At 56.7% G+C, this 21990-nt stretch carries 13 protein-coding genes; 3 read left to right on the top strand and 10 right to left on the bottom strand.

Annotation, left to right across the window (positions count from 1 at the left end):
* Window positions 1-23: 23 nt before the first annotated feature.
* The 5 genes from ABLO27_RS01065 to ABLO27_RS01045 all read right to left on the bottom strand — a co-directional run bounded on the left by ABLO27_RS01065 (window position 24) and on the right by ABLO27_RS01045 (window position 7732).
* Entirely contained in the window at window positions 24-1910 is a 1887-nt protein-coding gene (locus ABLO27_RS01065) for an ABC transporter substrate-binding protein (protein WP_417714733.1), read from the bottom strand.
* Window positions 1907-3793, bottom strand: a complete 1887-nt coding sequence (locus tag ABLO27_RS01060) for an ABC transporter ATP-binding protein (protein WP_353029932.1) — start codon at window positions 3791-3793, stop codon at window positions 1907-1909. The genes ABLO27_RS01065 and ABLO27_RS01060 overlap by 4 nt, the downstream gene beginning before the upstream one ends.
* A gap of 179 nt (window positions 3794-3972) precedes the next feature.
* On the bottom strand, window positions 3973-5850 hold the full coding sequence (locus ABLO27_RS01055; protein ID WP_353029931.1) for an adenylate/guanylate cyclase domain-containing protein: 1878 nt from the start codon (window positions 5848-5850) through the stop codon (window positions 3973-3975).
* A gap of 175 nt (window positions 5851-6025) precedes the next feature.
* Complete coding sequence (locus ABLO27_RS01050) at window positions 6026-7204, bottom strand: CaiB/BaiF CoA transferase family protein (protein WP_353029930.1); 1179 nt, start codon at window positions 7202-7204, stop codon at window positions 6026-6028.
* Window positions 7205-7234: 30 nt separating this feature from the next.
* Window positions 7235-7732 (bottom strand): class I SAM-dependent methyltransferase, encoded by a 498-nt coding sequence (locus ABLO27_RS01045; RefSeq protein ID WP_353029929.1) that lies wholly within the window; start codon window positions 7730-7732, stop codon window positions 7235-7237.
* 207 nt (window positions 7733-7939) lie between these two features.
* On the opposite strand from ABLO27_RS01045, the gene pepN reads away from it, so the two are divergent.
* Together pepN and ABLO27_RS01035 are read left to right on the top strand one after the other, a co-directional pair.
* Window positions 7940-10585, top strand: coding sequence for an aminopeptidase N (pepN, locus tag ABLO27_RS01040; protein WP_353029928.1), 2646 nt, complete (start codon window positions 7940-7942; stop codon window positions 10583-10585).
* Window positions 10586-10742: 157 nt separating this feature from the next.
* Window positions 10743-13100, top strand: a complete 2358-nt coding sequence (locus ABLO27_RS01035) for a PAS domain-containing sensor histidine kinase (protein ID WP_353029927.1) — start codon at window positions 10743-10745, stop codon at window positions 13098-13100.
* 7 nt (window positions 13101-13107) lie between these two features.
* Here ABLO27_RS01035 and ABLO27_RS01030 read toward each other — a convergent pair whose 3' ends face one another.
* From ABLO27_RS01030 to ABLO27_RS01010, 5 genes are all read right to left on the bottom strand, one after another.
* On the bottom strand, window positions 13108-16101 hold the full coding sequence (locus ABLO27_RS01030) for a bifunctional [glutamine synthetase] adenylyltransferase/[glutamine synthetase]-adenylyl-L-tyrosine phosphorylase (RefSeq protein ID WP_353029926.1): 2994 nt from the start codon (window positions 16099-16101) through the stop codon (window positions 13108-13110).
* Window positions 16055-17512 carry a sensor histidine kinase gene (locus tag ABLO27_RS01025; RefSeq protein ID WP_353029925.1) on the bottom strand — a complete coding sequence of 486 codons (1458 nt, stop codon included), beginning with the start codon at window positions 17510-17512 and terminating at the stop codon, window positions 16055-16057. The genes ABLO27_RS01030 and ABLO27_RS01025 overlap by 47 nt, the downstream gene beginning before the upstream one ends.
* Window positions 17496-18182, bottom strand: coding sequence for a response regulator transcription factor (locus tag ABLO27_RS01020; RefSeq protein WP_353029924.1), 687 nt, complete (start codon window positions 18180-18182; stop codon window positions 17496-17498). The genes ABLO27_RS01025 and ABLO27_RS01020 overlap by 17 nt, the downstream gene beginning before the upstream one ends.
* Before the next feature lie 189 nt (window positions 18183-18371).
* Entirely contained in the window at window positions 18372-19901 is a 1530-nt protein-coding gene (locus tag ABLO27_RS01015) for a Do family serine endopeptidase (RefSeq protein WP_353029923.1), read from the bottom strand.
* A 269-nt stretch (window positions 19902-20170) separates the two neighbouring features.
* A complete protein-coding gene (locus ABLO27_RS01010; RefSeq protein ID WP_353029922.1) occupies window positions 20171-20821 on the bottom strand; it encodes a glutathione S-transferase in 651 nt (216 codons plus the stop codon).
* A 126-nt stretch (window positions 20822-20947) separates the two neighbouring features.
* Here ABLO27_RS01010 and ABLO27_RS01005 point away from each other — a divergent pair, with 126 nt between their 5' ends.
* On the top strand, window positions 20948-21946 hold the full coding sequence (locus tag ABLO27_RS01005) for a DUF2336 domain-containing protein (protein WP_353029921.1): 999 nt from the start codon (window positions 20948-20950) through the stop codon (window positions 21944-21946).
* The last annotated feature ends 44 nt before the right edge of the window (window positions 21947-21990 follow it).

The following is a 21990-nucleotide window of genomic DNA, read 5'->3' as shown; positions in this document are numbered from 1 at the left end:
GCATTCCGGGACCGTTTCCTGGCTTATTTTGCCATGTAAAATTCATCCATGCGATGAATGCCAAAATGCGCGCCTGGATCCCATCCGTAAATACCCTCCAGCGGAACATTATCGACATTTTTGACAACAACCGGCTGGCGGACACCGGAAACCAGTCCGATGTGGATGGTTTCATCAGCATGGATCTGCAGCATTTCTTCCCAGATCTTCGCCCGCTCTTCCGGTGTCCTGGAAACCAGCCAGGCCTGGTAGAGTTCCATCAGACGCTCTGCCGGTGCCCAGTCAGGTTTTTCTCCACCTTCGCCGTCTGTCTCGTAGTAGTCACCCCAGGCGTGCCAGGACAACGAGTCTCCGCGCACCGGTGCCAGATCTTCCGGCGGCATTTCGGAAGTCGGGATGCCGTTTTCAAATCCTGACCACACAGACATGACAAGCTGACCGGTAATCGCCCGTTCACGAAGGTTGTCGCGCTGGCTCGGTTTGGCGAAGAGCTTGATGCCGATTTCGCGCCACATCTCGGTGACCAGCTCCAGGGCATCTTCCTGCACCTGCTGTTCACCTGCGGTCTCCACGATAATTTCCAGCGGCCGGCCATCGGGCAGCAGCCTGATGCCTTCATCGTTGCGCTCGGTCAGACCGATTTCGTCCAGCAGAGCATTGGCCTTTTCCGGGTCGAACTCGGCCCACTTGGTTGTGTATTCGGCCTTGTAGAGCGGGCTCGCTGACAGAACCGTGTCATTGCCCGGTGTTCCCAGACCAAAGAACAGAACCCGGTTCAGAAGATTGCGATCGATGCCGAGTGACAGAGCGTGCCGGAAGCGGGTGTCGCGAAGCAGCTCGCGCCAGACTGGATCCTTGACCGTCATGTTCGGCAGAATTGATATTTCCGAACCCTTGGTGTTCGACCACAACGCAGTAACATAGTCGTTTTGCTTTTCCCCCTTCTTCAGCACAGTGATGTCGGAAAAGCTGAGATTGCGTGCCTGGAGGTTGCTTTCACCAGCCTGAGCCTTTGCCGGGATCAGTTTCCCATCGGCAACGGTCATCACAACCTGATCGATATAAGGCAGCTGCTGCCCGGTGCTGTCGACGCGGTGGTAATACGGATTTCTCTCCAGAATGAAACGCAGGTCGCTGTCGTCCCGCTTGCGCACCCAGGGCTGCAACGTCGGCAAGTCGACGTTGCGTGCATTGTACATGTCGTCCTTCTTGCCGTGCAAAGGTGCCCAGCTGCGTGCCTTTACCTTCTTCGCTTCCTTTTCGATCAACTTCGGATCGCCGTATTTCTCGTGGAACTGCTTCAGGTAATGTGCAGGACGATAGATGAAGGGCGGCCGTGACTTTGCCAGTTCGGGCAGGAAAAGCGGGTTGGGCTCGTCCCAAGTGAAGCGTACCGTTGTGTCATCAAGGACCTCAAACTTTGGTCCTTTGCCGTTCACTTCCAGAAACGGGGGCAAGCCTGATGGGGTCAGCTTTTCATTGCTTACCACGTCTTCGAAATAGTAACGGATGTCTTCTGCGCCGAATGGATGGCCATCCGACCATTTGTGCCCTTCGCGCGTATTCAAAGTGAAGATACGGCCGTCTTCGACTTCCACACTCTCCAGAATGTCCGGAACCAGTTCCAGTGTTTCGTTGTAGCCGACGAGGCGGGCATAACCCCAGACGTTGATCAGTCGCACATCCTTGGCACGACCGATCAAGGTATCGAGCGAGCCGCCGGGTTTGCCCACCGTACGTCCCTTGGCTTCCAGATCAACAACCAGGGGCTCGGTTGGAACACGCTCTGCCACGGGTGGCAAGGAAGCGTCCAGACCGGGGGTCTCCTTGAGTTCCAGCGCGGCCAGAGGCCCCGCCAACATGGTCGCTGCCAAAAACAGGCCGACCTTCAGTGAAGTTAGAGTTTTCATGCTGCTGTCCCCTCAAGTACCCCGGCGTTCTGCAGGCCAGGTGCACAGACAAAGTGACCCGGTTCCATTTCTACGAGCGACGGGTCCATGCCGTCGATCAGCCTAAACGGTTCCGGCCAAAGTTGCGGCTCCGATGCTCTCTTGTCATCAAGTGCGGCAAAATCGAGTGGCGCTGACAGATCCGGCTCCGGAACGGCGGATAGCAGCGCCTTGGTATAAGGATGGAGTGGATTACCGACCACTGTGCGGGTCTCTCCGATTTCCACCAGGCGCCCACGGCACATCACTGCAATCCGGTCGGCGACATAATCGACCACAGCAAGGTTGTGGCTCACGAAGAGATAGGTAAGGTTGAGGTCGCGCTTCAGATCCTGCAGCAGGTTCAAGATCTGCGCCTGGACCGAAACATCCAACGCGGACGTTGGCTCATCACACAATATGAATTCAGGATTAAGCGCCAGGGCGCGCGCAATTCCGATCCGTTGCCTTTGCCCGCCAGAAAACGAGTGCGGGTACCGACGCAGGAAGCGCGGATCCAGTCCGACGAGGCTCATCAGGTTTCGTACGCGCTCAGCCCGTTCCTGTGGTGTGCCGATGCCGTGAACTTCAAACGGCTCCATCAAGGTGTCGTTGATGGTCATGCGTGGATTGAGCGAGGAAAACGGATCCTGGAAGATCAGCTGCACCCGGCGCCTGTAATCCATCAGTGCAGGGCCTTTGAGATCGGTGATATTCTCCAAGCCCTTGCCGCGATTGTAGAGGATATCGCCCCCCTCCACATTGATTGCCCGCAAGATGGCTTTAGCAGCGGTTGTCTTGCCTGAACCGGATTCACCCACAAGGCCGAGGCATTCACCGCGTTTGATGGTCAGGTTGACCTGATCCAACGCAGTCATGGATTTGGACTTGGTGCCGAGAAAAGAGCCCTTTCGCAAAGTAAACTGCTTGGTCACATCGCGCATTTCAACGAGCGGCTCACCAGGAGCAACAACGCATTGCGGACGATTGCTGGTGAGGTCTTCGGACTTGAGTTTGATCGGACGGATCGGAACCAGCCGCTCATTCTTGTCCATGTGGAAGCTTGGCACAGCGTTCAGCAACGCCTTCAGATAGTCGTGCTTCGGATTGGAAAAGAGTTGCTGTGCAGTCCCCTTTTCCATGATGCGGCCATGATAGATCACCGCGATTTCGTCTGCCATGTTGGCAACCACTCCGAAGTCGTGAGTGATCATCAGCACCGACATGTGAAGCTCGGACTGAACTTCCTTGATGAGCTTGAGAATCTCCGCCTGGATGGTCACATCCAGTGCCGTGGTGGGTTCATCTGCAATCAGCAGCGCTGGCCGGCAAATCATCGCCATGGCAATCATCGCGCGCTGGCGCAACCCGCCTGACAATTCGAAAGGATAGGTATCCAGAGCCCGCTGAGGATCGGGAAAATGAACCAGCCGCAACATTTCCCTGGTCAACTCGCGCGCCTCAGCGCCTGAGACGTTTCGGTGAAGGAGCGCAGCTTCGCCGATCTGGTCACCGATTGTGTGCAACGGCGACAGCGAGGTCATCGGCTCCTGGAAGATGATCGCGACGCGGTTCCCGCGCAGGTGGCGCATCTGCGGCCCCTTGCGCTCAAGCGCTGCAATGTCGACAGGAGGCTCCGCACCGCTTGGATCTGCCAGGATCACGTTTCCGGACGTGATTGACGCCGCATTGGGCAAAAGGCCCATGATCGTTTGAGAAATTACGGTTTTGCCCGACCCGGATTCACCCACAAGCGCGACCGTCCGGTTTTGTGGGACAACGAAGGAAACGTCATCGACGGCCCGGACCCGGCCTTCAGCTGTATCAAAATCTACTGTCAGTCCCTCAATCGAGAGAACATTCACTGTGCGTTTCCTCCCCGAAACGGATTGCCTGCATGAGCCTTACTAAGCCCTTATTGCAACAGAAAGACAATCAAATTCGCCTGGCGATAGCAATGCAGAAATTGGCGCCAAGCATCTGTGATCTATATCACATCGACAAATATTCCTTGTTCGCTTCGATATGCAGCAGGATATCGTGGCTATTCGGCGGCAGACACCGGCACGTCGTCGGGAGTGATCCGGGGCTTGTTGTCAGGAAACGGCTCCAGCCAGAACACTTCCATAAGCTCCCGCCGTCCGCGCAAATGGTGCTTTCCGACCGGCCTGAGATGCCCTTCACCCGGCAGTCTCGCAACGGTGTTGGCACTGGCAAGAATGGTGACTTCAGGATCGCCGTCAGCTTCCTTGCCAAGCGTCTGCAGTCGTTCGGCCGCATTCACCGTGTCACCAACAACCGTGTAGTTCCACCGGTCAAGCGCGCCGACATTGCCCACAACTGCAGGCCCTGTATGAATACCGATTCGAAGCGACATTTCCGGCCGCCCCTCGGCTTTCGCTTGCTGGTTTGCCTCATGCAGCGCCGCAGCAATCCGACGAGCCGTCTTGACCGCTGCCTGCGCATGATCAGGTCTTTCGTCAGGTGCGCCCCAGAAAGCGAGCATCCCATCACCAAGGAACTTGTCGACCGTCCCTCCTTCCGCTTCGACCGCCTCAACCAGAATCGCAAAGTGGTCGTTCAGCAGACGGGCGGTTTCCTCTGCGCTCAGGTGTTCGGAAAGTGCGGTAAAACCGACGATATCGGTAAACAGGATGGTCAGCTCTGCTTCTCGGGCCTCTGCTGCATCCTTTCCACCCAAGCGCATCAACTTGATGAAAAGCGTCCGCGGTACATAGGTGTTCATCGCTTTCAAACCCTCAACCATGGAGTTGAAGGCAATCGCCACCTGATCGATTTCAGCCACCCGGCTGCGCGGCAACGGTTCGACTTCATTGAGAGACAGCGTACCGACGCGACGGGACTGGACGGCAAGATTTCTCAGCGGCCGAGCGACACGGCGCCCGAGCCAGAACGCAATCAACACGGAAACGATGAGCGCACCGAGCCCAACGAACATCGACCCGGCCAGTCTCCTGACCTCTCTGGAAACCGTTGTGCTCAGGAAATACTGCCCGATGGTCCATGGGCGATCGCTGAACCCTTCAACCTTCGCTTTCATCAGGACGTACTCTTCGCCGCTGGCCTCGACGAATGAAACATCCACACCAAGCTCGGCCGCCTTCTTGAACTCTTCAAGCGGCTCCTCCTCGTCCATGGCTGCCAGAACGGGATCACCCAGCGTTTTCCAGGAACTTGGCAGGTTGTCCTTGATGTTCCCGCCGGTCTGCAACAGTTCGGAATCGGAATGCATCACCACCTGACCATCATCGGCCAGGATGAACACCGTGTTGTCGACCCCTTCGTCCTGCGCCGACACGATGTGTGTCAGATCTTCCATCGAGCTGGCAGCAGTCAATGTGCCGATGAACTGTCCATCGTGAACGAGCGGCACCGAAACATTTGCAAACACACCGACGTCATGACGAACCAGTGCGCCCCAGGTTGGCGGGCTGTCAGGAGCCATCTGCGGTATTTCCTGCACATCCATGCCGGGAGGCGGTGCGTCGGACTCGATTCGCCACAGCTTGCCGCTGGTCGCCCGATAGATCCCCAGCCTGCGTCCCTGAGCATCAATGACCAGAAGGGTTGTAATGTCGCTGTTCGATTTCAGCGCAATCGACAGGTCCTCAAGTGTTCTCTCAGGGTCTTCAAAGCCAATGGTGCCATCATCGAAATAGGGCTTGAGCCCGACAACGGCATTTTCAACGGAGGCGAAATGGGTACGTAACTGTGTTTCCAACGCCTGCGTGCTCAAGATTGTCTTGTCGTTGAGCAGCGAAAAGGTGTTGCTGAAGTTTGCGGAAACCGACAGTCCCAACACCAGACCAATGGCAATGGCAACAAACGCGCCGAAACCCAGCCCGACGATTGTCGTGAGGGGCAGCATCATGCGCCGGCCAGTGCGTTTCCACCACTTCATCCGGTGTGATCCTCTGTTGCTCCGAATACATTACCTGCCAAAGAGTTGGCGTCAAATTAAGGCGGGTCGACTGTATTTAATGTTAATCGTCCCTGCGGCAACTCCCCCCGGCACCTGGCCGGGAGATTTGCCGTAATGTCTGCATATGCTTTTTGTCGCGGTGATAGATCGCGGATCAGTGCCCGGGCTTCAGCCCCAGTTCACTCAAGATTTCCTCGGTGTGTTCACCCAAGGACGGGGCGGCACGATCCAGAACAAGCTCACCATTGGTGAACTTGATGGGAGTACGAACGGAAGCAACTGTTCCGCCGTTCACGCCGTTCGCCGGCAATTCAACCTTAAGTCCGCGATGCTGCACCTGCGGATCGTTAAATACGTCTTCGACGGAATTGATCGGTCCTGCCGGAACACCTTCCAGTTCTAGTGCAGCGAGAAGATCGTCGCGCATACGCGTCGCTGTTTCAGCTGTCAGGATGGGGATCAACTCAGAGCGGGAAGCAACGCGGCCCGCGTTGGTCTTGAACTTCGGATTCTGCGCAAAATCGGGTAATCCCAGCACACTGCAAAGCCGCTGGTACTGGCCGTCATTGCCAACGGCAATGATCAGGTGACCGTCTTTTGCCGGGAAGACCTGATAGGGCACGATGTTCGGATGCGCGTTGCCAAGACGCCTGGGAGCGTTGCCTGAGACGAAGTAGTTGAGTGCCTGATTGGCCAGCACCCCAACCTGCGCATCGAGAAGAGCCATGTCGATCCATTCGCCCTCCCCGGTTGCATCCCGCCGTCGCAGGGCAGCCAAAACGCCGATGACGCCATAGAGCCCGGTGAAAATATCGGCAAAGGCGACGCCGATCTTTTGCGGGTCACCTTCAGGGTCCCCGGTCAGATCCATGATGCCACCCATGCCCTGGATCATAAAGTCGTAACCTGCCCGGTGCGCATAGGGACCATCCTGACCAAAGCCGGTAACGGAACAATAGATCAGTTGCGGGTTGACCTGCTTCAGGCTCTCATAATCAAGACCGTATTTTTCCAGACCGCCGACCTTGAAATTCTCGACCAGGATATCGGCTTCAGCGACAAGCCGGCGGACAACTTCCTGCCCTTCCTCTGATCGAAAATCGGCGGTAATGGAGCGCTTGCCCCGATTACACGCATGAAAGTAGGCTGCCGCCTCGTTGTCCCCATCCCCGTTTTTGACGAAGGGAGGCCCCCACCCCCGGGTATCATCGCCCTGAGGGCTTTCGACCTTGATCACGTCCGCACCGAGATCGGCCAATGTCTGCCCGACCCATGGCCCGGCAAGAATGCGGGCGAGCTCGACAACTTTGATGCCCTTCAACGGCGCGGTCATGTGAATTTCCTTCAGTTCAACAGGACGGTCTCAGGCTTCCGAGGCTTTGCGGTAAATGTGATAGCGCCCGGGATGAATGCCATCGGGTTTGTCCAGCGTCTCGAAATTCGGCAGATCGAGCTCGAGTGCCGTCAGGACGAAACCACCAACCGCCATCCGCTCGTTGATCAGGGGCGCCAGCCAGTTGACGATGGCGAGATCGTTGGTCGGGTCTGCCGAACCAATGTCGATATGAGCGAATGACGCCTTTGCCCCTACCCGAGGACCGCAAAAGGCCAGCGTGTCGCGGATATCACCCAGGATCATGTGCTCGGCGTCAGGGGCGCAGCTCGGGTGACAGTTCATCGCGAAGTCGAAAACGAAGATTTCTTTCTCCGGATAAATTTCCCGCAGATGATCGTAGGTTCGGCCATTACCCAGCCCGAGTTCGAGCACCGGACCTTCAACTGCGTTGACTTTGTCCACCAGATACTCGAGCAAAATTTTCTGGGAAGTCATGCGGCGTATAAAACTGTCCAAACGGCTCATAAAATAGGTCCCTGTAACTTTCAGCGTTCATCACATAGACAAAGCGCTGCCCAAGGTCAAAACCCCATCACAAATTCACGGGACCCTGTGCATCATTGCCGCAATTTTTTGAGAAGCGGAAACAGGACTTTGCCTCATTCCGCTATCATGATAACGCGTAATCAAATGCCAAGTACTGCTTGTCCATAACAATTTCAGGAGACTTCGATGCGTTCCGAAACGGCGCCGGCCATCCGGCTGGAAGACTATCAACCGCCCGCATACCGCATCGATAAGGTCTATCTGGACATTCTACTTGATCCTGCCGCAACCAGAGTGACCGCCACTTTGACCGTCGCCGGACAGGATGACACAAGCGTCGGCACACCGCTGGTTCTGGATGGCGATGAGCTGAAACTGACTGCTCTCAAACTGAATGGCGCAGCGCTTTCCGAAGATGCGTTTGAAGCTTCCCCCGAGCGGCTTGAAATCATGAAGCCGCCTGCAACTCCCTTTGATCTGACGATCGAGACGGAAATCAATCCGGAGGCCAACACCAAGCTGATGGGCCTTTATCGGTCATCCGGAACTTTCTGCACGCAATGCGAAGCCGAGGGCTTCAGGCGGATCACCTATTTCCTCGACCGGCCCGATGTACTTGCAGTCTATACGACCCGCCTCGAAGCTCCGAGGACAAGCTGCCCGATCCTGCTCGCCAACGGCAACCTGATCGAAGCCGGCGATGTCTCTGAAAGGGACCGGCATTTTGCGATCTGGCACGATCCGCACCCCAAACCCGCCTATCTGTTTGCCCTCGTGGCTGGCGACCTTGCGAAGGTTCCTGACGAGTTCGTCACAGTTTCGGGCAAGCAGGTGGAGCTCAACATTTTTGTCGAACATGGCAAGGAGGATCTGTGCGGTTGGGCCATGGACTCGCTCAAGCGTTCCATGCGCTGGGACGAAGAGGTTTACGGCCTGGAATATGACCTCAACGTTTTCAACATCGTTGCCGTGTCCGACTTCAACATGGGCGCGATGGAAAACAAGGGCCTCAATATCTTCAATGACAAATACGTATTGGCTGACCCGGAAACAGCAACGGATCAGGATTACGCAAACATTGAAGCCGTGATCGCGCACGAGTATTTCCACAACTGGACCGGAAATCGCATTACCTGCCGCGACTGGTTCCAGCTGTGTCTCAAGGAGGGCCTGACGGTTTTCCGCGATCAGGAATTTTCGTCCGACATGCGCTCCCGTCCGGTCAAACGCATTGCAGATGTGAGACTGCTGAAGTCACACCAGTTTCCTGAAGATGCCGGCCCGCTGGCCCACCCGGTCCGGCCGCGCGTCTATCATGAGATCAACAACTTCTATACGGCGACCGTTTACGAAAAAGGTGCAGAAGTCGTACGCATGCTCAAGACGGTTTTGGGCGACGAGAAGTTTCACGCCGGTCTCGATCTCTATTTCAAGCGGCACGACGGTGAAGCCACAACGATCGAAGCATTCCTGAAGTGCTTTGAAGACGCCGCAGCCACCGACCTCAGCCAATTCGCCCTTTGGTACGAACAGGCAGGAACGCCCGTCGTTTCCGTGAAGACCAGGCACGATCCGGAAGAGCAAACGTTCACCGTTTCGCTAAGCCAGGAAATTCCACCTGTCCCCTCGCAGAAAACGAGCAAGCCGGCCGTCATTCCGCTTCGCTTCGGTCTTATTGGTCCGAACGGTGACGACATCGCCGTCGCGTCCCATGCCGGGGCCGAGATTTCCGGTGACGTCCTGCTTCTGGACAAGGCCCGCCAGGAAGTCACATTCAACAACATCCCCACACCACCCGTCCTGTCGCTGCTTCGCGGCTTTTCCGCTCCAGTCCGGCTTGATCAGCAACTGGGTTCTGAAGATCTTCTTTTCCTTGCAAGCAAGGACAACGACCCCTTCAATCGCTGGCAAGCCGTACAAAGCCTGGCAATGCAGGACCTGGTGCGTCTGACAGCACGCATTCGTCAGGAAGAAACTTGCGTGCCAACGGAAGACGTCATTGAAGTCTTCGGCGCAGTGCTGTCTGACCCGTCGTTGGATGCTGCGCTACGGGCCCAGGCGCTCACACTTCCGAGCGAAGCAGATATCGCGCAAGAAATCGGCAAGAATGTTGATCCCGACGCCATTCTGAAGGCGAGACGAATGCTACGGGAAGCCATTGCCCGTTCACACGCTCCTGCTTTGCTGCCTTTTGTAACCGACTTTGCTTCCAAGGGTGACTATTCGCCGGACGCGGAGAACTCCGGCAAACGCGCGCTCTCAAACCGGGCTCTGCACTATCTTGCAATGTCTGGCCGCGAAGATGCCGCGCAGATCGTCTGGGACTGGTTTGCAACGGCAGACAACATGACCGACCGGCTCGCTGCATTGACGCTTCTCGTTCATGACGACATGAAGCAAAAGGAAGCCGCGCTGGCACACTATCGCAACCGACATGAAACAAGCACTCTGGCCATGGACAAGTGGTTCATGACCCAGGCGACTGCACCTGGAGACAAAACCCTGCAAAAGGTGCAAGATCTGATGAACGACCCGCTTTATGACGCAAGCAATCCGAACCGGGTCCGCTCGCTGCTGCAGTCCTTTGCCACCGGCAATCCAACTCAGTTTGCGCGTACCGACGGACAAGGATTTGAACTGATCGCAGAGGCTGTTCTGCAACTCGACAAACGCAATCCTCAAGTTGCCTCACGGTTGTTGACCAGTTTCCGGTCCTGGCGAGCTCTTGATCCACAACGATCTGCCCTCGCGGAAACTGCACTCATGAAGATTTCTTCATGCGAAGAACTATCGAGAGACAGTAGGGATATCGTCGACAGAACCCTGCAATAGTCCGAAATACTGAAAAAGGTTAACAAGTGAGCAGAAAAAGCGGATACGCGTTAACCATTTTCTTCTTCGACAGGGGTGGACAAAAACAAACGATTTGATTCAAATGGAAGTGATTCGGAGCAAGCTCCGATGAGGCGGATTTTGAGGCACACTTCCTATGGCGCGAGCACTGGCTGGCGACGCAACTGCGCGGCGCGGCGATAAGGAGTCGATTCAGAAGAAAAGCGCGAGCAACATCAGCTCGCCGCTATATACTCTTCTTGGCGCCTTTCGAGACAGCGTGCTGCGCTCCGACAGCCTTATGCGGCGGATCATTCCCGCCCTGGCCATTCTGTTCATTCTGATCCTTGCGGTGTTCAGGACGGGCGACCTGGCTTCCGAATTTTCCGAGACCCGAAACGCGGCCCAGACAACTCTCAGCCTGATGGCAACCGTTGTCGCGACAAGGCTCAACACGGAAGAAGAGATTTTACCCGAACGCGGATATCGAACGACGCTCAAGCGCCTTCTCGCAGACAGTCTTCCACCAGGTGCCACGAGCAACGCCCGCCTCTTCCTGGTCGCAGATCAGGCCGGTACTATCGTTGCATCTGCTCCGGCTCGACCCGCACTGGAAAGCCGCCCGATCACCGACCTGCTCGCCCCCTCCCAGCCCCTGACCGTTTTCGGTGCACGTGCCGGGGTTCTTTCCGTTCCTGTCGACCTTGGCGGCATTGATGGTGCAGAGCAGGTTCTGGCAACAGTTCACCATCTGGACGGCCAATTGGGCATGGTCGCAGTTCTACAGCCTGAAAGCGCGATCTACTCGAACTGGCGCGACGATCTTTCGGCCAACGTAACCCTTTTCGTCGGCACCTCCCTGGTCCTCCTGGCAGTGGTCTACGGCTTCTTCAGCCAGGCGACGCGGGCAGAGCATGCTGACGATATGTATGCTGCCACGCGTGCGCGCATCGACACCGCCCTCACCCATGGACGCTGCGGATTGTTCGATTGGGACCTTTCCCGCGGCCGGATGTTCTGGTCTTCCTCGCTCTACGAACTCCTCGGAAGGGAACCCAAGGACGACATCCTGAGTTTTGCCGATGTTTCCGACATCACGCATCCGGACGACATCGATCTTCTGGGGCTGGCAGAACACCTTCTGGAGAGTGGCGAGACGCTCGTCGACGAGACCTTTCGCATGCGCCATGCCGACGGCAGCTGGATCTGGCTGCGTGCCCGTGGTGAAATTCAGTCCGAACCAGGCCGCGCCGAACCACACCTAATCGGCATTTGCATCGACATCACCGAGCAGCATCAACTGGCTGAGCAAAGCCGGATGGCTGACCTGCGCCTGCGTGACGCCATCGAGACAATCTCGGAAGCATTCGTTCTCTGGAACGCAAAGAACGAACTGGTGATCTGTAACTCGAACTACCAATCCCTGCACAGCCTTCCCAACTCGGCAGTCAAATCCGGCACGCCGTACAAGGATGTCATGGCGGCGGCTTCCAATTCCGAAGTCGCACCGCAGCCGGTGACCGTTACGCAACGCGGCGGCGCTCCGGAAGGGTCATACGAAGCACAGCTGGAGGACGGCCGCTGGCTACAGATTTCCGAACGCCGCACGAAAGACGGCGGGTTCGTGTCCGTTGGCACTGACATTACCGCGCTGAAGAAGCACGAAGAAAAGCTGATGGATTCGGAAAAGCGGTTGAAGGCAACCGTTACCGATCTGCAAAAATCTCGCAAAACGCTTGAAGTACAGGCTCGGCAACTGGTCGATCTGGCCGACAAGTACCAGGAAGAAAAGACCAACGCTGAAGCTGCCAACAAGGCAAAATCCGAATTTCTGGCCAACATCTCGCATGAATTGAGAACTCCGCTGAACGCAATCATCGGCTTCTCCGACATCATGACGCAGGAGATGTTCGGGCCGATCGGAACCGATCGCTATTCCGACTACTGCAAGGACATCTATTCTTCCGGCACTTATCTTCTGAACGTGATCAACGACATCCTCGACATGTCCAAAATCGAAGCCGGTCGCATGTCCATCGAAACCGAAATCGTCAACGCGGCCGCGTCCGCGGCCGATGCCGGACGCATCGTTACAGGGGCCGCCACAGAGAAGAATATTACGGTCACCGCGGATGTCAGCGAAGATGCTCACGTCCATGCCGACAAGCGGGCATTGAAGCAGATCTTGCTCAACCTGCTTGCCAATGCCGTGAAGTTCACACCGGACAACGGAACGGTTGCCCTGAAGGCGCGCCCACGCGGCGACAAACTACGCTTCGAAGTAACTGATACGGGCATAGGCATCTCGGAACGCGATATCGAACGCCTCGCCCAACCCTTCGTCCAGGTCGAGAACCAGTTCACCAAAACCCATCAGGGTTCAGGTCTCGGGCTCGCCATCGCGCGCTCCCTGGTCGAACTGCACGGCGGCAAGCTGACTATTGAATCCGAGGTCAAGAAGGGCACGACCGTCAGTTTCACACTGCCCTTGGCAGACGAGCAACAAAACGGCTAGCGCGCGATCAGCCCTCTACCGCCTCCACCTCCCCCACAAGCCTGACAAACGTTGCGCGGACTTTTTCCTGCAGTTCCACAAGTTCGGATTCCAGGTGCTTGAACGTTGGGCTGCCAGATGCCTGAACAAGCAGATCGAGCACACCGCCAGGAGCTTCGGCGGGATCAAACTTCCCGGACAATGCAAGTCGCAGCACCTGTGTAAGACGTTGATAGAGGCGCAGTGCCTCCAGAAGTAATTCTGCATCTCCTGGATCGAGGAACGCCGCGTCCCGGAGGTGCTCCAGAGCCTGTTCCGTTCCCTGAGCCAGAACCGAAGGGTTCTCGCTTGCGTGCACCAGCTGCAGGAACTGTGCGAGGAATTCGATATCCACCAGACCGCCGGCGACCTGTTTCAGGTCCCAGATGTCTTTGGTGCCCTTCTCCTTTTCGATCCGCGCCCGCATGGCGCGGACTTCATCTGCCAGTTTCGACTTGTCGCGAGGTTGCGTCAAAGTTTCCTGGACGTTCTCCGAGATCTTCTCTGCGAACTCGGGTGTCGTTGAAGCAATCACCCTGGCGCGCGTGAGAGCCATGTGCTCCCAAGTCCAGGCATCTTTCTTCTGATAAGAGATGAAACCGCCGAGATTCGTTGCCAGAGGTCCCGCATTGCCGGACGGGCGCAGGCGGAAATCCACCTCATAAAGCGAACCTTCCGCAGTTGGCGCGGAGAGTGCCGTTACCAGTCTCTGGGTCAGGCGAATATAGTATTGCGAGATCGCCAGCGGACGTTTTCCATCCGACTGCTTCGCATCTTCCGGAGCTTCATAGAGCAGTATCAGGTCAAGGTCCGACGACGCGGTCATCTCCCGCCCGCCGAGTTTGCCCATTGCCACGACCGCGACATTGCCACCCGGCACGACCCCGTGAGATTCGCCGACATGTGAGATTACCTGGGTCAAAAGACGACCGACGACGACTTCGGCCAAGCGCGCCAGTGCAAAGCCAACTCGATCCGCCGTCAATGTGTCTGAAATCAACCGCAGGCCGATTAGAAATTGCTGCTCCTGCGCAAAGATGCGCGCCCTGTCCAGAGCCTCTTCGTAGAACCGAGCCTGCGCCAGCGTCCGATCCAGCCCGGCCCGAAATTCCTCCACACTCGGCATTGCTCCGAAGAAGGCCGGATCCAGTACCGCGTCCAGAACATGCACTCTCTTGGAGACGGTTTCAGCCATCCTTGGCGCTGCGCCCATGACCGTTGCCAGAAGAGTTAGCAACTGAGGATTGGATCTCAGCAACGCAAAGAGCTGTACACCCGCAGGCAGCTTCGACATGAAGCTGTCAAAGGCCAGGAGTGCAGCATCGGCATTGTCGGTCGCGGCAAGTGCGCCAATCAGAGCCGGATGCATCTCGGTGAGACGCTCACGGGCCTTGGTCGAGCGCGTGCAGGGATAACGCCCGAAATGCCATGCCTTAACAATGCTTGCGGCTTCCGCCGGTTGCTTGAACCCCAGTCCGGCAAGCGTTTCCAGCGTGCCGGGATCATGATCGTCACCTGTGAAGACAAGATTTCCGAGTTCGGAGGACAGAGCCGGTTCATCCTCGAACAATTCAGCATAGTGATGCTGGACTTTTCTCAGGTGCCCCAAAAACTCGTTCTCGAACGATGCAAGGCTTTCAAATCCCATCAATGCGGCGATCCGCATCATTCCCTCTTCATCCTTCGGCAGAAGCTGTGTCTGTTCGTCGTTGAGCATCTGGATGCGGTGTTCAACGTCTCGCAAAAACCGGTAGGCTTCTCTCATTTCGTCCACTGCCTGCTGACGTATCCAGTCAGCCTGGCAAAGCGCCTCAAGCATCTCCAGTGTACGGCGCCCTCTTAGAGCAGGGTTTCGACCTCCGGCGATAAGCTGCTGTGTCTGAACAAAGAATTCCACTTCCCGGATGCCGCCGCGCCCAAGCTTGACGTTGTGTCCGGCAACAGCAATTGCGCTGTGGCCTTTGTGCATGTGGATCTGCCGTTTGATCGACTGAACGTCCGCGATTGCCGCAAAGTCCAGATATTTGCGCCAGATGAACGGAGCAATCTCGTGCAGGAATGCGTTGCCGGCCTCCATGTCTCCGGCGCAGGGGCGCGCCTTGATCAATGCGGCCCGCTCCCAGTTCTGACCGAGAGATTCGTAGTAGACCAGTGCGGCCGGCAAGGACATTGCGAGCGGCGTTGCCCCAGGGTCCGGGCGGAGACGCAGATCCGTGCGGAAAACATAGCCCTCAGCCGTTCTGTCCTGCATGATCTTGACCAGTCGTCGGGTCAGGCGAACAAACTCAACCGGCGCCTCTGCGCCCCCTGCCATGGGTGCCTTCGCCGGGTCGTAGAGAACAATCAGGTCGATATCGGACGAATAGTTCAGCTCGTTGGCGCCATGCTTGCCCATGGCCAGCACGATCAGACCGCTGTCGACTTCCGGTCGTTCAGGATCATGAGGGGTGAACTTGTTTCTGCGCGCCAGATCACTGAGACAAAAGCGAATGGCGGCTGTGAGCGCTGCATCGGCAAACCCGGCCAGTGAACCTGTCACCATGTCCAGATCAATCGCTCCGGAAATGTCAGCCAACCCCAAGGTCAGCGCCAGGTCCTGCTTGAGAAGCCTGAGAGCTCGCATCGTCCCGGTTTCGTCTTCCGTCCAGGATACAGGCGCCTCGGCCAGAATACGGTCCACGCGTGCCTCAGGAGCTTCGCTCAGCAGGCTCAACAGCCGGGGCGGATCGGCAAGCATCAGGTCGCGCAAGTAAGGCGAATTCCCGATGATACCGCTCAGAAAGCCTTTGAGATTTTTCTTGGTCTTGATCAGGGCCTCGAGCGATGCCCCAGCTTCGGGGTGCTCGGTCAGATCTTTAAGGAAAAGCCCTGCCCTTTCGGGTTCAGGTGTTGTCGGAACAACGGCAATCCGGTCGACCAGCGCTCCCGCCGCGCCGTCATTCGCTGTTTGGCTCCCCTTTACGCCCTGTGCCGGCTTCTGCATTCCCGCTCCCGCTGCTTGCCGGTTTCACCGGCGCCAGATCAATCCAGGCACAAAGTCCCGGATCTTCATTTTTGAAGCGCAAGTCTCCACCATGCAAGCTCGCAACGGCCTTGACCAGGCTCAATCCCAAACCTGTTCCCGGTTCCGACCGACTTTCCTCAAGGCGAACGAAGCGGTCTTTCACCCGTGCCTGATCCTCTTCCGGAATTCCCGGACCATTGTCTGATACAAACAGGATCACGCGTCCGTCTTCTTCCTTGCCGCCAAGCCGGATTCGCAAGGCACCCGTTTCCGGCCGACCATATTTCAGGGCATTTTCGATGAGATTGACCATCACCTGGCTGATCAGGTCCCTGTTGCAGTCGGCATGAAGGTCTGGCGGCATGTCAATCTCAAGCGTTCCCCCTTCATCCTCAACCAGAGGCTCGTACAGTTCCGCGACCTGGGCGATCAAATTATTCATGTCGGCGGGTTCCACCACGGAACCCGGCGCCATGGATTCGATACGCGCAATCCGGAGCAAGGCATTGAAGATGCGCAGCAACTGGTCGGTTTCGTCGAGAGTGGCCTCCAGAGCGCCGCGGTAACCCTCCTCACCCTTCGCCTCGCGCAGAGCGATTTCGATGCGGGTCTGCAATCTGGTCAAAGGGGTCTTCAGGTCATGGGCGATGTTGTCGGTGACATCCTTCATCGACTGCATCAACAACTCGATCCGGTCGAGCATGGCGTTCAGGTTGACCGCCAATCTGTCGAACTCGTCGTTGTTGCCGGCAATGCTCAGCCTTTCCGAAAGGTCGCCGTTCATGATCATCCGGCTGGTTGCCGAGATATCATCTATGCGCTTCATGACCCGGCGGCTGACGAACAGCCAGGTGATCGCGGCCATGACAACGACCACAATGAGCCAGAGACGGAGAGCATTGCCCAGAAGATTGGCGAAATGCAGCTGCTCGCCAAGATCCCTGCCAACGAGCAGCCGGAAGCCTCCGCGCAGTTCGAACGTGCGCACCATGGCCTGACGTTCTACGTCTTCGGTATCTTGACCAAGCCGGGTGTAGCGGACCCGGCGCAGCCCACCATCAGCTTCTTCAAGCACGACGGTCGGTAGCCGGGCGATATTGCCAACCAATGCATTTCCGGAGAAATCGGTAAGCAGGTAAAGGCTGGCGTCCGGGTGTCGTGAACGGCTGTCGATGGTTTGGACAAGGTCGCGGACACCTCCGCGAACATACACATCCGACAAGCCCTTCAGCTCGGCATCAACCGCCTGAACGACCTGCTCGGACATCAGATGATCGGTGTTTTCCGAAACATACACCAGCAAAACGCCGGACATCACCGTGAATACGGCGATGTAAAGGAGAGACAGCTTGAAAGCTGTCGTTTTTGTAAACCTAGTGAGCCGCGTCACGGATCGTGTATCCGGCACCTCGGATGGTGTGCAGCAGCGGTGTATCGAAGCCTTTGTCGATCTTGCCGCGCAGGCGCGAGATGTGAACATCGATCACGTTTGTCTGCGGATCGAAGTGGTACTCCCAGACATTCTCCAGCAGCATCGTGCGGGTCACGACCTGACCGGCATGCTGCATGAGATATTCAAGCAGGCGAAACTCGCGTGGTTGTAGTGGAATATCGGTTTCACCGCGGCGGCAGGAATGCGCCATGCGATCAAGCGTCAGATCACCAACCTGATATGTGGTCTCAACCTGGCTGGCAGATTGCGGCCGCCTTGCAAGGGCTTCCACACGTGCCTGCAATTCCGTGAAGGCAAAGGGCTTTGGCAGATAGTCATCGCCACCGGCCTTCAGGCCCTTTACGCGATCATCCACCTGGCCGAGCGCGGAGAGGATGAGAACAGGTGTGTGATTACCTTCTCTTCGCAGCTCCTGAATAATGGACAGTCCATCCATTTTCGGCAGCATGCGATCCACGATCAGGATGTCGTAGTTGCTGTCGAGCGCCATCTGCAGACCGGTCTGACCGTCTGCAGCATGGTCGGCCGTGTGACCGAATTCACTTAGACCCTTGACGAGATAGCTCGCCGCCTCCGGGTCATCTTCGATAACTAGAATCCGCAACATGACATCCTTTTTACCTTGAGTTGCACAAAAAGAAAATGGCTGACGGCGGCGATGGATGTGAGGCGCCGCCGCCAGACCATCAGGGTTCATCTCCAAAACCCTGGGACAAGACCGGCCCGTCGGGGTTGGGGGCAGAGGGCAAGCCGGTCTTGTCGCTCAGGCTCCAGCTCTTGCTGAACCGGTTCCTGATCACGCAAGGTTCATGGGAAGTGCCACGAACCGTGTGTTGTTGTTGCTCTCGATCCGCATCAGAACCGCCTTGCGGCCATCCTTTTCAGCCTTGTCGAGTGCCTTCATGACGTCCGCCGGGTCATTGACCTTCATTCCGGCGATCTCCAGGATCACGTCACCCGTGCTCAGGCGCTTTTCGGCAGCCGGGCCATCGGGATCGATTTCGGTGATGACAACGCCCTCACCTTCCAGTCCGGCTTTCGCCTTCGTGGTTACAACGAGTCCAAGGTCATCCAGACTGGTCTTGCCGTCCTCGACCTGAGGTTGGGCCTCGGCGACCTTTTCCTGCTCCTGCAGGCGACCAAGCGTCACGCTGATGTCCTGCTCTTCACCATCACGCCAGATGGTGACGTCCACCGACGTATCCGGGTCATATGCCGCGACAATCTTGGACAGCTCGCGCGGACCTTCCACGCTGGTGCCGTCGACAGCCAGAATCGTGTCGCCCGAGCGCAGGCCAGCCTTCTGTGCCGGGCTGTTTTCCTGCGCTTCCGCGACAAGTGCGCCGCGGGCCTCACCAAGGCCAAGGCTTTCCGCGATGTCATCGGTGACGTTCTGGATCTGAACGCCTAGCCAGCCGCGGACAACTGTGCCGTCATCCTTCAGCTCCATGATGACATCTTGCGCGGTCGAAGCCGGGATTGCGAAGGCAATTCCGACATTGCCACCGGACGGCGAGAAGATCGCCGCATTCACTCCAATCACTTCACCTTTCATGTTGAAGGCAGGTCCGCCGGAGTTGCCACGATTGACCGGAGCGTCGATCTGAATGAAGTCGTCATAAGGACCGGCTCCGATATCGCGGCCGCGAGCAGATACGATGCCTGCTGTCACGGATCCACCGAGACCGAACGGGTTACCGATCGCAACCGTCCATTCGCCGACCTGCGGTGCTTCCCTAGCGAAATCCACGTATGTGAAGTCCTCGTCGGCATCCACTTTCAGCAATGCCAGATCGGTCCGCTTGTCCGCTCCAATCAGCGTCGCGTCATATTCATCGCCATTCTGGTCGATAATTGTGAACTCGGTTCCGCGGTCGATCACATGGTGATTGGTTACGACATATCCGTCCTTGGAAATGAAGAAACCGGATCCCTGCGACAGACCGTACTGACGCGGCATACGGCGCTGGTTCTGTCCCTGTTCACCACCGCGGCCTTCAAAGTCACGGAAGAAACGCTCCAGCGGGTTGCCTTCCGGAAGTCCCTTGAAGAACTCCTGGAAATTATCGCCGCCCTGGAAGTTCATCATGCGCGGCTCAGCGGCCTGCTTCACCTGAACACTCACCACGGCGGGGCTTACTGTGCGCACGACATCAGAAAAGTCCGACGGCGCTGCTGCATCGACACGGACGGGTTCAGCCTGGGCCAACTGGCCCGGAACGACTGTTTGCGCGGTCAAAAGACCAGCTGTGCCGAGCGCGACAACTCCTGCCAGCAATTTGGCACGGCGGGACCGCAAAGGAGAGACTGTCCGACGGTTTTCCATATTTTCTTCCTCTATCAAAATTCGTTGCGGCCGTTTCAAGAACACGCACGGGGATTCGCGTTCCAGGCTCAGGAAGAAAAATAGGTACGCCTGCCTTACGAGCGCCTGTCGGTGGCATTACGATTTTGTAAGGTTGGCTTTTTTACCCGCTTCTCTTTTGAGAAAAGATCTTTCGCCACTGCATGAAGCGCTCGGACGCTCGGGTTTCTCGTTCCGAAACCCTGGAAAGCGCACAGTTTCACAGGCGCGGGTTATCAAGATTGTCCGGATCAACCAGCAGGAAAAAACTCCGGCTCGCGGCCGTCCTGCCACTTTTCCCATTTCGGCATGACGGACTGAAAACGGGAAGAGCTCTCAAAAGCTGTCAGCCAGCTTTTCAGGTTGTTCCAACTTTCGCCGTCGAACCAATCACGATCTGCATTTGCAAATTGCCGGACGAAGGGAAGGATCGCAAAGTCAGCGAGAGAAGACCGCTGACCGAAGAGCCATGGCTGATCTTGCAGCATGCTGTCGAGCTGCCGAAGAAACGCAGATGCGGCCGAACGCTCATCCGCCCGGTCCGCTCCCTCATATCGCGTATGGTACTTGTAGCGATCGAGGTGTTTCTTGAATGGGCCGTCGCATTCTTCGATGAGGCTGAGCATCGCTTCCAGATTGCCTTTGTCCGGCTTCAGCCAGTCTTCCGGATCGGAAACCCTTAATGCCCAGAGCATGACATCAAGGCTTTCATCCAGAACGCTGTCCAGCAACTTCAGGCACGGAACTGTTGCGCTCGGTGAAGTTTCCAGAAACTCAGGCGCCTTGTCCCTGAGAACGACTTCACGCAATTCGACTGTTTGCCCGCTGGAGGCTATCGCCAGGCGAGCCCGGATGGCATAGGGGCACCGGCGAAAGGAATAAAGGATAGGTACAGCGCTCATAGCCGACCCATGGCGTAAAGATGCCCTTGGGTCAACTAGTTATCTTGTCGTTCACAACATTTCCATTGCAAATTTTCATTGGTTGTAAAGAAAATTCAGGGAAACTTGTGGTGACAAGGTATCACCATGACTGACGCATTACTTCAACTTGCCAAGGACACAACTTCAGAAAAGAAACATGAGCTGGCTGAACACGTCACCGGCTTGCTTGTTGCTAGAAGTGAAGACTCTGGTTCTGAGGAAACTCATCTTCTGAACAACATGCTGGAGGGTGTGTATGATTCCCTTGAGCAAGGGGCGCGCCAGCAGATGTCGACGCGTCTTGCGGAAGTCCAGGCAACCTCCTCCAAACTTGCGGCAGCGATGGCGAGTGACGACTTGCCGATTGCTCAGCCAATTCTGGAACGATCCCACTCCCTGACCGACGAAAGTCTCGCCAAGATTGCCCAGACCGAGAGCCAGGGGCACCTTTTGGCGATGGCCAAGCGTGACCATGTCAGCAGGAATATTTCCGAACTCCTGATCAAGAGAGGCAGCAAGGAAGTCAAACACACCCTTGCTGCCAACCTCGGCGCCGAGATGGAAATGCAGGAGTTTGAAACTCTTGTGAAAGACATGCCCAAACAACTCGGCGACCGTATCCGGCATTTGCGCAAATCAAACGAAGAGTTGCTTGAAGACCTGTTCCGGGACGATGGGGAAATCGCTTCCGGGTCGGAGCTTGCAAAACGACCCTCAAAGATCAGTCCCAAAGCCTGGTTGATGGGTATTCGCCTTGGCAAGACGACGCTAAACAAGGCTATCTATCATCTGGCACTGGAACACAATCTCCTGGACGCTGTCGCCCTGCTCGCCTTTTTCTCGGGCCTTGAAAGCAAGTACGTGCACAATCTGATGGTTCGTTTTGATGCCACCGGCATTGCAACGGTGTGCCGTGCGACCGGCATCGAGGCCAAGGAGTTCCAGGCGATCTGCAAGGAACGCTGCAAGCATTTGAAGTTTCCAGAAAGCACCGGCAGCAAGTGGTTGACCAACTATCACATGCTTGATGCAACCGATGCCCGCCGTCTTCTCGCGCTCATGAAGGCGAAGCTGAACTCTGCAAAGCGGGAACAGGCTGCCTGATTGCACATAGATGGCAATGGCAAATTGACAGAAAAACTCTGTGA

The sequence above is a fragment of the Roseibium sp. SCP15 genome (genome assembly GCF_040329435.1).
In the GTDB taxonomy this organism is placed as follows: Bacteria; Pseudomonadota; Alphaproteobacteria; order Rhizobiales; family Stappiaceae; genus Roseibium.
The sequence above is the reverse complement of the archived record's forward strand: the minus strand, read 5'-3'. Positions and strand labels throughout refer to the sequence as shown.

What these genes read in the sequence shown, in the direction of transcription:
- ABLO27_RS01055 (WP_353029931.1), bottom strand. Translation starts at nt 5,850, where the DNA reads ATGAAGTGGTGGAAACGCACTGGCCGGCGCATGATGCTGCCCCTCACG.
- ABLO27_RS01035 (WP_353029927.1), top strand. Translation starts at nt 10,743, where the DNA reads ATGGCGCGAGCACTGGCTGGCGACGCAACTGCGCGGCGCGGCGATAAG.
- ABLO27_RS01045 (WP_353029929.1), bottom strand. Translation starts at nt 7,732, where the DNA reads ATGAGCCGTTTGGACAGTTTTATACGCCGCATGACTTCCCAGAAAATT.
- ABLO27_RS01005 (WP_353029921.1), top strand. Translation starts at nt 20,948, where the DNA reads ATGACTGACGCATTACTTCAACTTGCCAAGGACACAACTTCAGAAAAG.
- ABLO27_RS01050 (WP_353029930.1), bottom strand. Translation starts at nt 7,204, where the DNA reads ATGACCGCGCCGTTGAAGGGCATCAAAGTTGTCGAGCTCGCCCGCATT.
- ABLO27_RS01020 (WP_353029924.1), bottom strand. Translation starts at nt 18,182, where the DNA reads ATGTTGCGGATTCTAGTTATCGAAGATGACCCGGAGGCGGCGAGCTAT.
- pepN (WP_353029928.1), top strand. Translation starts at nt 7,940, where the DNA reads ATGCGTTCCGAAACGGCGCCGGCCATCCGGCTGGAAGACTATCAACCG.
- ABLO27_RS01015 (WP_353029923.1), bottom strand. Translation starts at nt 19,901, where the DNA reads ATGGAAAACCGTCGGACAGTCTCTCCTTTGCGGTCCCGCCGTGCCAAA.
- ABLO27_RS01065 (WP_417714733.1), bottom strand. Translation starts at nt 1,910, where the DNA reads ATGAAAACTCTAACTTCACTGAAGGTCGGCCTGTTTTTGGCAGCGACC.
- ABLO27_RS01010 (WP_353029922.1), bottom strand. Translation starts at nt 20,821, where the DNA reads ATGAGCGCTGTACCTATCCTTTATTCCTTTCGCCGGTGCCCCTATGCC.
- ABLO27_RS01030 (WP_353029926.1), bottom strand. Translation starts at nt 16,101, where the DNA reads ATGCAGAAGCCGGCACAGGGCGTAAAGGGGAGCCAAACAGCGAATGAC.